The following is a 12,660-nucleotide window of genomic DNA, read 5'->3' as shown; positions in this document are numbered from 1 at the left end:
TTATCTTTAAACGCAATGACATCATGCTAATGCGAGCCTGTAAACGATTCAAAAGATGTTATTAGTTTATAGACATTCGAAATCATTCTGAGACATTCAATATCACACGAATATATTCGCTCTTCATTGGCGATAACAAGTCTAGATAACCTCAACAATCCAGTAGCCAACATCGCGGCTGAGCTCAACGTTTTACCGAAGTAGGAAGCAAAGATGAGTAGAGATTTTTTTGAGCATAAAGCAGATATTTTCGATAGCGATGATAATAGAGTTTCAAATGTCGAAAACATTGCCAATGCTGTCATTAAAAATGTAAGCCTTGATCGAAAAATGCACTTAATGGATTTTGGCTCAGGTACCGGATTGCTACTTGAGCGCATTGCGCCGTCTGTACGAAAAATTACTGCGATTGATATTTCAAAATCGATGAATGATCAGCTTGAAAAGAAGCGAGTCAGTCTTAGTTGTGAAATTGATATATTGGCCATTGATTTAGAATCTACAGATATCACAGATAAATTTGATGGCATTATATCTTCAATGACAATGCATCATGTGAAAGATATTGGGGCAATGTTCGTTAAGTTTTATTCTCTGCTAAATGATGGCGGAATAATCGCTATATCTGATCTTGACAAGGAAGATGGAAGTTTCCATACAGAAGATACTGGTGTCTACCATTTCGGTTTTGACCGAGATGCGATTGCTCTTGCAGCAAAACAAGCTTGTTTTCGAGAGGTTAAAGTCGTTGATGCTAGTATGATGCACAAGTCACAAGGAGAGTTTGCGGTATTTTTATTAACGGCTAAGAAATAAGCAGGTATCAAGTTGATCAAACGAACAACACCGTTGACTGTTGTTCGTTACTTACTCATTTTCTTGTCATTGATCTAAACAAGCCAAACTCAGTTATGGCATTGGCATATCGAGGTTTGGCTTGTTTTATATCAGTGCTGCCGTTTCCAGATAAAGCGTTATTAGTACTATGCTTAGCAGGCTTGTTCACTTTCAACAATCTTTTGAATATCGTGCGGGTGTACTTTAACGCAAATGCCATTGGCCTTAAACGCTATGGTTGGGTTGGCTAAGCGCTCTTTATCGCCTTTTGGCGAACTTTGCTTAACCTTAATGTCACTATTGCCCGCAATAATATCAGCCAGTTGTGGCACTTTTTCGATAAGCTCAGCCGCGAGTGCTTGGCAGGTTTGTGCCTGTGACGGAAACACTAACTCGACATGTTCCCAGCCTTCAACTGGATAAGCTTTGTCGGATGGGAAGGGCAGTTCAACACATTGAATGTGCATTGCGCCAATAACTAATGGCTCGGTTAATTTAATGATTAAAATTGGCCGACCGTTAATGATATTATTGGAGATTATTTTGCCATGTTGGCTAAATTCATCAGCTAATAACTGCGCCATGTGGTTGTCGTTCACACGTAAGGCGGCATGATCGCAGTATAGTGATAAGTTCTCTAGGCCTAACTGATCAATAAATGCCGTAATGCGCTGACCAAAGTCGACCCAAGTATGTTGTAGGTGTTGGTAATTCATTTTGTGACCCAAAAAACAAAGCAAAAATGGTATGGTTGAGATTAAATCAGCCTATGGCCATATTTCAATCGGTGTACCGGCATCAATCATTTGCCATAATTCATCCATTTCTTTGTTGGTGACGGCAATGCAACCATTGGTCCAGTTGTACTTTTGTGCTTCTTTTGGCGGCAGCGTTGAACGAGGGTTTTCACCGTGGATCATGATCATGCCACCGGCTCGGATCCCTAATGCGTCAGCTCTTAATTTATCTTCTTCATTGGGATACGAAATATGAATCGATTTATAAAATGCACTATCAGATTTTTTATAATCTAAAACGTAACGGCCTTGTGGAGTGCGTTGATCACCTTCTTTAAGCTTATGACCACTGGGCACATCGCCCATGGCAATGAGGTAACTTTTAACCACTTTTCCGTCACGCATGACAGATAAACGAGATTCGGATTTATTGACCACAACTAAATCCACTTTTGCTGTTGTTTGGCTTGTCGAAGCAAGCGCTAATAACGGGCAGAAAATTAAGGCTATAAATAATATGTACAACGCGCGCATGAAAACTCCGTAAACCAATGACCTTTTTGATTTTTATTGTAAAATGACCTTATTTCGAATGTTAACATCCGACAGTCAATGTTAGATTTTAACGACAACAAGGGTTAATTGATATTAGTTAACCAAGTTTATTTGCAATTTATTGCCCAAGACAGTGAATATTAAGATGAATACCGAAGAAAAACCCGACAGCCCACTGAAACAATACCTTAGAAGTGTGATTTTTGGTACCGAAACCTTAGCAGGAAAACGCTTCGATATTGCCCTTATGGTCTGTATTGTACTGAGTGTGTTATTAATTTTTATCGATACGATAGAACGAGTTAATTCGCCGTACGGTGACTATATTCAAATTGCTGAATGGACCTTTACGGTAATCTTTACCGTTGAGTACATATTAAGGATCTATTGTTCGCTTAATCGGTTACACTATGCACGCAGCTTTTTTGGTGTAGTGGATTTAGTGTCCATTTTACCCAGTTATTTAGACTTGATTTTCCCAGGTGCCAATGTGGCGTTAGCGCTAAGGGTACTGCGTTTATTTCGTGTGTTTAGGGTATTAAAGTTACTTCGATATTTAAGAGATGGTCATATATTACTCAAAGCCATGATGCAGTCGAGTCGAAAAGTGTTTATGTTTTTTTTCGCAGTAAGCCTGATTATCATGGTATTAAGTGTGATTATGTATGTAGTCGAAGGCCCAAATAATGGCTTTACTTCAATACCTCAGTCCATGTATTGGACCGTGGTGACCATTACCACGGTGGGTTATGGAGACATTACGCCACAAACACCATTAGGTCAGGCGATTGCGGCACTGACTATGCTCATTGGTTATTCGATTATTGCCATTCCAACAGGCATTTTAACCGCTGAAATTACACATGAAATGGTCAGAACCCGTGATTTACGTAAATGCAGTAATTGTGGCAAGAAAGGCCACGATAACGATGCTGAATATTGTAATCATTGTGGTAGCGAACTGGAAAAACTCTAGGGTTATCGGCCATAAAGCGAGCTTGGGTTTGCTTATATATATTTACACTCAAGGATACTAATGACCACTGCTAAATTTGTTGAGGGTTCGATTTTACGCCATATCCTAGTGATGAGCTCTACTGCTGCAGTAGGGATTTCGGCACTGTTTGTGGTCGACTTACTCGATATTTTCTTTTTAAGTCTGCTCGGCGAAGTTGAACTTGCCGCTGCGGCAGGTTATGCCAGCACGATTTCTTTTTTTACCACATCAATAGGCATCGGCTTATCTATTGCTCTGGGTGCATTAGTGTCAAAAGCAGTGGGTGCTAAAAATATTAAGTTAGCTAAACGATTGTTTTTAAACAGTGCCATCGTGACGTTAATCACCAGTGTGCTGGTGGCTGCGGTAGTGATTGCGTTTATTCCAGAACTGTTAGCCTTGGTGGGTGCAACAGGGCGCACGGCGGAATTAGCGCAAAGCTATTTATATATTCTGGTGCCATCATTACCGTTTATTTGCTTAGCAATGGCACTTGGCGGTGCATTACGCGCGGTGGGCGATGCCAAATTGTCGATGATGTCGACGCTCGCCGGTGGTGGTGTAAATGCCATATTAGATCCTATCTTCATTTTTTCCTTATCAATGGGGATAGAAGGCGCGGCCGCGGCTTCGGTATTGGCTCGTATTGTTGTGTTTATTATCTCCGCCCGCGGCGTAGTGATAAAACATAAGCTGTTAGGTCGATTTTCGCTTGATGAGTTTAAACAAGACCTCGGGACTATTTTTTCAATTGCCGCACCGGCAATGCTGACCAATGTGGCAACTCCCATTGGTAATGCGGTGGTAACGCGAGCTATCGCCGATTTTGGTGATAGCTATGTGGCTGGTTGGGCTGTATTAGGTCGTTTGATCCCCGTATCGTTTGGGATGATTTTTGCACTGTCGGGGGCCGTTGGACCGATTGTGGGGCAAAACTTTGGTGCCAATGAAATTGAGCGAGTTAGATTGAGTTTGACCAAAGCGATTCAATTTTGTGTGGTTTATGTGCTGGTGATGTCACTTGGTCTGTATCTATTACGCAATGTCATTATTAGCAGCTTTGCTATGAAAGGTGATGCGGCAGAGCTTATTTTATTTTTCTGTCAGTACATTGCCGTGTTCTTTATCTTTTCGGGCATTTTGTTTATTGCCAACGCCTCATTTAATAATTTAGGTAAGGCCAAATATTCCACCTTTTTTAACGTCGGAAAAGCAACCGTCGGCACCATACCCTTTGTCTATTTTGGCGCGCAGTGGGGCGGCGTGTTTGGGGTGTTAATTGGCCAGGTTATTGGAGCGATTATCTTCGGTGTGATAGGTATTTTCTGTGCATACCGATTAGTCGACAAAATTAGTCGCCAAGGTTTGTTGCCGGCTGGTGCCAACCAACAACTGTTAGAAGACGATGCGATAAACATTGATATGGTTGCAGCACCATCACCTATGCCAGGACGCACTCAGATGGCCCAATTGGATGAAGAGCCCTTTTGTAAGCAATTTGCGCAACAAGATAATGCCGATGAAACTATTGCTGACAAAACCAATACTGACAAAACGAGCGCCGATAAAACTAATTGATCTAGTCAGCATTTAACACATCATGAATACCTATTTAACAGGCAATAAAAAGCCCCTATTATATTGGCTAAGGCCAACAAAATAGGGGCTTTTTGTCACTAACACCCTTGTGAGGCGGCGTTAGTCTTTATCAGTTTCAGTGTTGCTGGTCTCTGTTGCTGCGGCTTGTTCTGCGGCTTCTGTTACCGCGATTTTTTCGCGTTCAGCTTTAGAGATATAACGCTCAACAGCCTTGCTGCTAGGGTTAGACGGCACCACTTTGTTTTGGCGAGCCTTGGCACGTTTAGCCAGCTTTTTGATCATCTCTTGCTTTCTATTCATCTGATTTCTTACTTTGTAAACGACAAGCTATTGATATCATTTTTGATGATAAACAGCTTATCAAAGCGTGATGACACTGGTCTTAGAGCCAACGGCAACATCACGAGAAAATTTGGATGCTATTTTAGCTTAATTGCTTAGCTGGATATAGTGTTTTATCCGTCAGCGACAGTATTAGTCTTTCAAGTCAGGTAAAACATCATCAGCTAAATTACCTCAACTCGGGTTAAAAGATGAGATAAAGCGGTAAATATCAGAATATTTTACCTGATTAACAACCGTTTAGTATCCCGAACGGGGTTTACTCATTAAACCCCGAATTTTTTGATATCTTCAGCGGTAGCACCATCGTTACATTCGCCACGAATTTCACCGCGTTCAGTTTCAACATAACGACTTAATTCGATAAATCCGGCTTTACAATAACCGTTCATTTCGATGGTTTTTTTAAGGCCAAGATCGATTTGTTGATGCCACAGTTCTAGGCGATTTTCAGCTTTACGTAGTTCTATTTGATAGCTTTGGGCATCTTGTTTACTGCGGCGAATGACTCTATCTCGAGGAGCATCACCGGGAATGCTGCGATCAAGGGCGGTAGCTAATTTGGCTTTATAGACAAATAACTTAATCCCTTTACCTTTAATTTGCGTGCTGAATGCGTCGCGAAACTGGCCAACATAGTCCATTGGGTCTGGTTCGCTGGTGCTACAGGCGCTTAGAAGTATGGCGCTACAAATGATTAAGCCGATTTTTGACACACATAACCTCATCAGTTTTTTATCCTAAATGATATCTGGAAAAAGCTGCAGAAGATAATTATCAACCATTTATTGATACAACAATGGTCTAAAAAACAAAAGAATATATACAGCAATCTGTTAGCCACAGCATTAAGCTAAACTGTGGCGAAATAATACGAATTGTGGTTTACGCAAAACGCTCGTTGAGGTAGCTCATAATGGCTTTTGATTCATATAGCCATTGGGTTTTGCCATCTTGCTCGATACGTAGACAAGGGACTTTGAGTTTGCCACCTTGCTCGGTTAGCAGGCTTTTGTGCTCATCTTGTTTGGCATCAACTAAGTTAATGGTTAAGTTTTGACGACGCATTTCACGACGAACTTTGACACAAAAAGGGCAGGCGGCGTATTGATACAATGCCAGCGATTGAGTCTGTTGATCGACAATGACTTGTTGATCTTGCGGACGTTGGCGCTTTTTAGGAGCAAACACAAAATTTAACAACAAAATAATTCGACCTAAAATCCAGCGAACGATAAACATATAAAACCTCAATCTTAACAATATTAATGATACGGCATGATTGCAAACGCCTGTTATTCCTCGTTTACAATGTATGCGCAGTCTACCCGATGTCGAGAGCCGTTAATAGCTATGACGGGTTAATTTACTTGTAGTTCAAGCAATGCCTCTGCGGCATCTTCTACGGTGTTGATGCGGCTTTCTAGTACAAAAACTTTTCCCGCATCAATGCCTGCTTGATCAATTAAATACGCTTTAACTGCGCTGGCCCGCTGTTGTGCTAATTGGCCAAATTCATCTGTAGTGATCTGCTGGTGGTTTTTAAGCATATTGTATAAGCCAATGTGCCAGCGAGTAACGAGCTCTACTTCTGTCAGCTCTGGAGTTTCTTGTTGTAAAGATTGTTTTATCGCTAATGGTGGCTGCGACAATTCTTGCTCAACTAATTGATACAGTGCATCAGCTAATGGCCCTGTTGCAGGGAACTGGCTGGCAGATAAACTTTTTGGTAACGCGTTAAATTTTATCCCTGCTGTTATAGCCAGTTGTTTATGCAGTTTGATTTCAGCTAACGCTTGTTTATCGTTAATTAAGTCAATACTGCCTTTAATATTTAGATTCAGCAGCGGTCTGTCTATTAATGCTTTAGCCAGTTTGTCGAGGGTATTTTTTTGTTTAAGTGAAAGACTGCTGAGTCCGTAATCAAAACTGATTTTATCCATTTCCTCATCACCATCCACAAGGCCTGCTAAGAATGAAAACGGTGAGGTCACGGCTTTGGTAATAATATTACCCAAAGCATTCACGATTATGCTTCCAAAGCTGAAGTTGGGAGAATCAAGGTCCCCTGATACATCGACGCCCAAATCAATCACACCGTGGCGATCTTGCAATAATGCCACCGCCAACGTCACCGGTAGACTGGTTGCTAAACTGCTATTGCTGGGTTTGCCCAGTTTAAGTTGATCAATGACGACGTGATTACTGCCAACTAATGCAGTGTTTTTAAGTTGGTAGTTTAGGTCTAATGACAATTGGCCTTTATCAATGTAATAGCCGGCATAAGTACTTGAATAGGGATTGACCGAGGTTAACTCTACGTTGTCAAAATTCAAGTTAAGATCAAGATACGGTTGGTCGAGTAACGGATTGATCTCACCTTTTAACGTCACCGGAGCATATCTATCGATTTTACCCGCCAAATCAACCGATGCAGTGGTCTGTGGTTTCGATGAAAGATGGCTAATTTGGCCATTGAGCATTTCTATGCCTGAAGCAAAATTAGGTGTTAATGAGTTATCCGCAAAAAAAGCTGAGCTGTCTTTAATGCCTATTTTATTAATGTTGAGCTGCATTTGCGGTGAATCTGTCATTGGCGGTTCACTGCCTGCTGATGAATTCAGTGTTGAGGCATCAGCTTTGCGCTGATCGACTATCAATTTGCTCGGATCAACGCTATCAACAGCTTGCTTTATCTCCACGGGATCGGTTGAGGCTTTTTTTGTGTGGATCAGCTGGCTGATATTAGTGCCTCGATCGGGTGAAATAATGATGCGACTAAAGAGCTTATCGAAGTTTATTTCATCGATGTCAATGATGGCTTGTTGGCGATCAAACGATAACTGGTTGATGTCCATGGTTTCCCATGTCAGCAATGGTTTATTTAGCACATTATCGTTAATGTGCAGCTGGTTGATGTTAGCGCTGCCTGTGTAGGTGAGGGTATCTTTAGCATCGGCATGTAAATTACCTTTAGTGGAAAATACCCCGTCTTCTACTGTGATATTAATGTATGGCGCGATATAGGGTTGCAAGCGTGACAACAACATATTACTAAAATCGATATCAGCATTAATCGTTTGTGTTAATGCATCGACTTGCCCCGTTGACGTTAATAGACTTTGCGCATTGATGCCGGTCGAGAATTGGTAATCAATAGGGGTGGATAAATCAGATTTTACCAAGCCGGTTGAGAAATCAATGGGACCGAGTTGCCAAAGGATGATGTTATCACTGGCAATGCCTTCCCCAAGGTCTACTTGGTACTGTGCCACAGTGATTTTATGTAAATTGACTAACCATGGAGAATCAACCTCATCAACAGCATTAGGATCAACATTTTGGCTTGTCATTTCAGTTTGTGACGGGCGGGGTGATCCTGCGTTTGTTTGCGGTGTTTGGGTCACAATAGCGTCAGAGGTTTGGGTGACTTGTTCAGTGGTTATGTCAGACTCTGCCTCTATGCTGGCGTCAGTGATATTTGAGACCTTTGCAACCTCTGTTGTATCTGTGGTGTCATTAGTATCAGTTTGGCTCGAAGCAGCATCGTCGAGAAGTTGAGTATTTTGAGGTAACAGTAACGCGACTAAATCAGCTCCTTTAGGGGTGATGTTGAGTTTGATTTTACCATTTTCAGTATGAAACTCATCAATGCTAACAAGTTTTTTCTGGCTATCTACATTGATATTTTTTAACGCTAACACATCAATGGCGATTTTTTCATCTTGCTGATGTAGCGCTTTAAAACGGTTAATCACTATCTGCGCTTTGGTGACATTAATGTGGCTTATTGGGGCTAAGTTTTTATCTTGTAACGTCACAGTGTACTGGCCGTTTACGCTGAGCATGCCTTCAGATAAGTTAATCGCAAACAGTTGATCAACAAAAGCCCAATAACGAGATAAATCAACGCCAGCAGCGTCGAGATCGCCTTGTATTGCTAATGGCGATAATTGAAATTGTCCTTGCAGTGCCACCGAGCCGTTAAATTGATCTTCTATGCTCAGATTATAGCGATTAACCTGGTCTTGTTTATCCTCTAACGCGGTACTCAAGCTGCTAAATTGTGTCAATGACAGATTGATATTTGGGTAGTTGATATGAGTATCGGTGACGTTGTCATCTAAGGTGAACACACCTTGTAGCAGCTCAATTCTACCGATGTTTATCGCCGGTAGACTCGTCGGTGCAGCATTGGCTGGTGTTGATTGAGTGTCTTTACCTAGGCGCTTGATAATGTCGCTAAAGTTAAATACAACCTGTTGATCATCGGTTTGAGTACGCGACACTCGGATGGTGGGTTGTGCTAGACGGATATCTTCAATCACTAATGTCCAAGATGTGATGGATTGCCACAATTGAATGTTGCCATACAGCGTGGCTAGTGATGCAAAGGTTTGCTGACTATTAGCTTCATTGATAACCAAACCCGATACCGTTAGTTCTAGCGTAAAAGGATTGATACTAATGTCTTGTAGACTAACGTCTCTACCTAATTGCTCGGCTAATATCTCTGGTGCTTGTTGTTTGGCAATATACGGAATTAATCCACCGAGTACAGCACAAGACAATAGGTAAATGGTTAATCCATAAAGGGTTAATTTTTGAATACGAGAGCGCGGTTTAACCGCTGAGCGCAACTGAGCAAAAAACGAGGTCATATGGAGTAGTCTTGATACAAACAATGGTAACAGGTAGCTATTTTAGCAAAAAAACTATCTTTGCAAATCATTATTTTGGCCGCAAAACTGATTAATTTACATTTAGGTTTATTGATGGTAGCTTTATGTTTAAGTTTATGTAATTAATAGGTTTTATTTTATCTTATTGTTAACTTATTTTCGTATCTGACTTTAACTAGGAGTGTTAAGTCGTTATAGCGGGATGTTATCCTTGGCCCTTATGGCGTGATGGCATCATTTATTTAGCATAATATCTGCAGTATCCATTCGCGGATTTAACCTCAATTTTCAAGGATGACAAATGCAAATTCGTCTTGCTTCGAGCATAGATTTAGAACCGTTGAGCCTGCTATTTGATCAATATCGGCAGCAATTACACCAAGCCTCAGACTATCGTGCCTGCCATGCTTTTTTAAAACATCGCTTGGCTGAAAATGATTCGATGATTTTTGTGTCGTTCAAAGAAGATAAAATGATGGGTTTTATTCAACTGTATCCGTCGTTTTCTTCATTACGACTGGCGCCTGTGTGGTATTTAGAGGATGTGTTTGTCTCACCACAGGATCAGCAGCTAGATATTATCAGTCAGATGTATCAAAAAGCACAAGCATTGGCACAAAGTACCGGAGTATTATTAATTAATCGCCACGATATAGAGGGCATTGTTGAGTCGGAATCAGTTAGTTTTTAGCATAAATCACCAATGTGAACTCGATTGACGGCTGTTTGACCTTGCTAGCTCAAACTATCAAAATATAAGCGTTAGTTATTTTAAACCTCAGTTATTTTTCTGGTAAAATAGCTGAGGTTTTTTATTATTTTTTCATCGTAGATGTTAAGGAACAAAGATTGAATAAGAGTGTATTAACCAACCTTATTGCGGCCATTCTTATGCTGGTCGGGTATGTGTTAGAACAACAGATTGTGCTGACGATAGGATTATTTGCATTATCGGGTGCGTTAACAAATTGGTTGGCGATCCATATGTTGTTTGAAAAGGTCCCCGGTTTGTATGGCTCTGGAGTGGTTCCATCGCGTTTCGAAGAGTTTAAATTGGGCATTAAACATTTAATGATGAAGCAATTTTTTACCCAAGAGAATATCGATCGCTTTTTGACAACCAGCAGTGCCAGCAGTATTGATTTAACACCTGTGATTGAACAAATTGATTTGGCGCCGTCATTCGATGCATTGGTGTCGACCATCGAAAAGTCATCATTTGGTGCCATGATAGCAATGTTTGGTGGCACAGAGGCGTTGATCCCACTAAAAGAGCCTTTTATTGAAAAAATGAAACTGTCTTTAGTTGAACTGGCTCAAAGTGAAGAGTTTAATGCGATTTTAGTCAATGAACTTGAAAAGCCAAATATCATCGCTGATATGCAAGCGAAGGTGGCCAATATTGTCGAACAGCGTTTAAATGAACTTACGCCTGAATTAGTTAAACAAATCATCCAAGATATGATTAAAACCCATTTAGGTTGGTTAGTTGTATGGGGTGGTGTGTTTGGCGGTGTTATTGGTGCCGTTGCGGCATTGGTGCAACAATAGGGCGACAGACTATAATCAAGCTATCGTATCATTCATCATATTAATGTCGTAAGCCATAGTATTGCGCTATCGTATGAGTACTGGATATGAGTACTAAATATGAGTACTAAATATGAGTACTGAGTGATTGTACCTAGCATCCGTTCCTAGCATTAGTTCTTAGTTTTAGCCCTGAGTAATAGAGGTGAGCATGAGTCAACATCATAGTATTAATTATTTAGAAATACCCGTGAAAGACATCATTGCAACCAAAGCCTTTTTTACTCAGGTTTTTGGTTGGCAGTTTCAAGACTATGGTCCTGAATACAGCTGCTTTTTGCGGGTCGGAATTGATGGTGGTTTTTATCGAGCTGAGTGTCAATTTACCTTAGCTAAAGGCAGCCCGTTAATTGTGCTCTATAGCCAAGATTTAGGCGCGACCGCAGCCAAAATTATTCAGGCTGGTGGACAGATAACCAAAGCCGTATTCAGTTTTCCTGGGGGTAGACGTTTTCATTTTTCTGACACCAATGGTAATGAATATGGCGTATGGTCAGAGTAACGTTAATCAAATTGCCTCACCTTGCGTGAGGCAATGTTGTTTAGATGCACAGGATGTCTGCTTAGGGTGTCATCGCTCGCTCGACGAAATTCTGGCTTGGCACTCAATGAACGAGCAACAAAAAAGCGCGTTACTTGAAATATTACAACAACGCAGTATCGCGTGTAAAAACCGTTAGTACGACAGTTATCAATGACCTTTTTTTCGCTACGCAGAGTTTGGGTTCATTCTTGGTTCGGTATCAGTTCTAAATAAACTGAATCCGCGTGCTTGATAGTTTTGTAATGCGCAGGGGTGATCTAACGAGCAAGTATGTACCCAAACTCGGCGGGTGTTGGGTAACAACCAAGCCTGCTCAATGGCTTGGGTCAGTAAATAGCCGCCAAATCCTTTACCGATAAAGCGTTCGCCTAAGCCAAAATACATAATCTCTACAGTCGCATCATCTTGCTGCTGTAATTCAAAGTATCCCGCTGGTGCGCCATCTTTATAGGCCACAAACAAATGTAAATTGTCCGCTTCGCTATATTCTTGCCACTGGCTATCGGTCAAGGTCAGTTTATCTGTCCATTCCCACCCCGCACCGACAAATTGATATAGAAACCGATTAAATTGATATTGTTTTATTTTTACCTCAACCACGGTTAATCCGTTGGGATCATTTTTAGGCTTTAATTGACTAGGGTCGGTCATTTCAAGATTGAAAATACTGATATCTGTCATGGGAAACCTTATTGTTGCTCAATTAATACGCTAAGCATTATGCCTCTGGACGCTGTTGTCATTATCTTACAAGATGGAGGCAAACAAAAACACCAC

At 41.1% G+C, this 12,660-nt stretch carries 14 protein-coding genes; 7 read left to right on the top strand and 7 right to left on the bottom strand.

The annotated features are described in order from the left end of the window. Positions 1 to 213 precede the first annotated feature (213 nt). Positions 214 to 816 carry a class I SAM-dependent DNA methyltransferase gene (locus CXF80_RS05960; RefSeq protein ID WP_101032014.1) on the top strand — a complete coding sequence of 201 codons (603 nt, stop codon included), beginning with the start codon at positions 214 to 216 and terminating at the stop codon, positions 814 to 816. Positions 817 to 989: 173 nt separating this feature from the next. On the opposite strand, the gene CXF80_RS05955 is transcribed toward CXF80_RS05960, so the two are convergent. Next, complete coding sequence (locus tag CXF80_RS05955) at positions 990 to 1,553, bottom strand: VOC family protein (RefSeq protein WP_101032013.1); 564 nt, start codon at positions 1,551 to 1,553, stop codon at positions 990 to 992. Positions 1,554 to 1,604: 51 nt separating this feature from the next. Continuing rightward, entirely contained in the window at positions 1,605 to 2,108 is a 504-nt protein-coding gene (locus CXF80_RS05950; RefSeq protein WP_101032012.1) for a L,D-transpeptidase family protein, read from the bottom strand. 166 nt (positions 2,109 to 2,274) lie between these two features. Between CXF80_RS05950 and CXF80_RS05945 the strand changes: the two genes are divergently transcribed. Together CXF80_RS05945 and CXF80_RS05940 are read left to right on the top strand one after the other, a co-directional pair. Beyond that, on the top strand, positions 2,275 to 3,105 hold the full coding sequence (locus CXF80_RS05945) for an ion transporter (RefSeq protein ID WP_101032011.1): 831 nt from the start codon (positions 2,275 to 2,277) through the stop codon (positions 3,103 to 3,105). A gap of 60 nt (positions 3,106 to 3,165) precedes the next feature. After that, complete coding sequence (locus CXF80_RS05940) at positions 3,166 to 4,704, top strand: MATE family efflux transporter (RefSeq protein WP_101032010.1); 1,539 nt, start codon at positions 3,166 to 3,168, stop codon at positions 4,702 to 4,704. A 120-nt stretch (positions 4,705 to 4,824) separates the two neighbouring features. On the opposite strand, the gene CXF80_RS05935 is transcribed toward CXF80_RS05940, so the two are convergent. The 4 genes from CXF80_RS05935 to CXF80_RS05920 all read right to left on the bottom strand — a co-directional run bounded on the left by CXF80_RS05935 (position 4,825) and on the right by CXF80_RS05920 (position 9,728). Beyond that, a complete protein-coding gene (locus tag CXF80_RS05935) occupies positions 4,825 to 5,025 on the bottom strand; it encodes a DUF2986 domain-containing protein (RefSeq protein WP_101032009.1) in 201 nt (66 codons plus the stop codon). Positions 5,026 to 5,333: 308 nt separating this feature from the next. After that, the gene (locus CXF80_RS05930) at positions 5,334 to 5,783 is read right to left on the bottom strand and encodes a hypothetical protein (RefSeq protein WP_124011710.1); all 450 of its coding nucleotides are present in this window, start codon (positions 5,781 to 5,783) and stop codon (positions 5,334 to 5,336) included. Positions 5,784 to 5,952: 169 nt separating this feature from the next. Then, a complete protein-coding gene (locus tag CXF80_RS05925; RefSeq protein ID WP_101032007.1) occupies positions 5,953 to 6,309 on the bottom strand; it encodes a glutathione S-transferase N-terminal domain-containing protein in 357 nt (118 codons plus the stop codon). Between the two features lie 119 nt (positions 6,310 to 6,428). After that, a complete protein-coding gene (locus CXF80_RS05920) occupies positions 6,429 to 9,728 on the bottom strand; it encodes a DUF748 domain-containing protein (RefSeq protein ID WP_101032006.1) in 3,300 nt (1,099 codons plus the stop codon). Positions 9,729 to 10,050: 322 nt separating this feature from the next. Here CXF80_RS05920 and CXF80_RS05915 point away from each other — a divergent pair, with 322 nt between their 5' ends. From CXF80_RS05915 to CXF80_RS05900, 4 genes are all read left to right on the top strand, one after another. Then, complete coding sequence (locus CXF80_RS05915) at positions 10,051 to 10,440, top strand: GNAT family N-acetyltransferase (protein WP_101032005.1); 390 nt, start codon at positions 10,051 to 10,053, stop codon at positions 10,438 to 10,440. 158 nt (positions 10,441 to 10,598) lie between these two features. Next, positions 10,599 to 11,300 carry a DUF445 domain-containing protein gene (locus tag CXF80_RS05910; RefSeq protein WP_101032004.1) on the top strand — a complete coding sequence of 234 codons (702 nt, stop codon included), beginning with the start codon at positions 10,599 to 10,601 and terminating at the stop codon, positions 11,298 to 11,300. 190 nt (positions 11,301 to 11,490) lie between these two features. Continuing rightward, positions 11,491 to 11,841 (top strand): VOC family protein, encoded by a 351-nt coding sequence (locus CXF80_RS05905; RefSeq protein WP_101032003.1) that lies wholly within the window; start codon positions 11,491 to 11,493, stop codon positions 11,839 to 11,841. Further along, positions 11,816 to 12,019, top strand: a complete 204-nt coding sequence (locus CXF80_RS05900) for a DUF1289 domain-containing protein (protein ID WP_164839495.1) — start codon at positions 11,816 to 11,818, stop codon at positions 12,017 to 12,019. The genes CXF80_RS05905 and CXF80_RS05900 overlap by 26 nt, the downstream gene beginning before the upstream one ends. Before the next feature lie 29 nt (positions 12,020 to 12,048). Here CXF80_RS05900 and CXF80_RS05895 read toward each other — a convergent pair whose 3' ends face one another. After that, positions 12,049 to 12,564: a GNAT family N-acetyltransferase gene (locus tag CXF80_RS05895; protein ID WP_101032001.1), complete on the bottom strand. Its 516-nt coding sequence runs from the start codon at positions 12,562 to 12,564 to the stop codon at positions 12,049 to 12,051. Positions 12,565 to 12,660: the final 96 nt, after the last annotated feature.

The organism is Shewanella sp. Actino-trap-3, from assembly GCF_002836275.1.
Classification (GTDB): Bacteria; Pseudomonadota; Gammaproteobacteria; order Enterobacterales; family Shewanellaceae; genus Shewanella; species Shewanella psychromarinicola.
The sequence above is the reverse complement of the archived record's forward strand: the minus strand, read 5'-3'. Positions and strand labels throughout refer to the sequence as shown.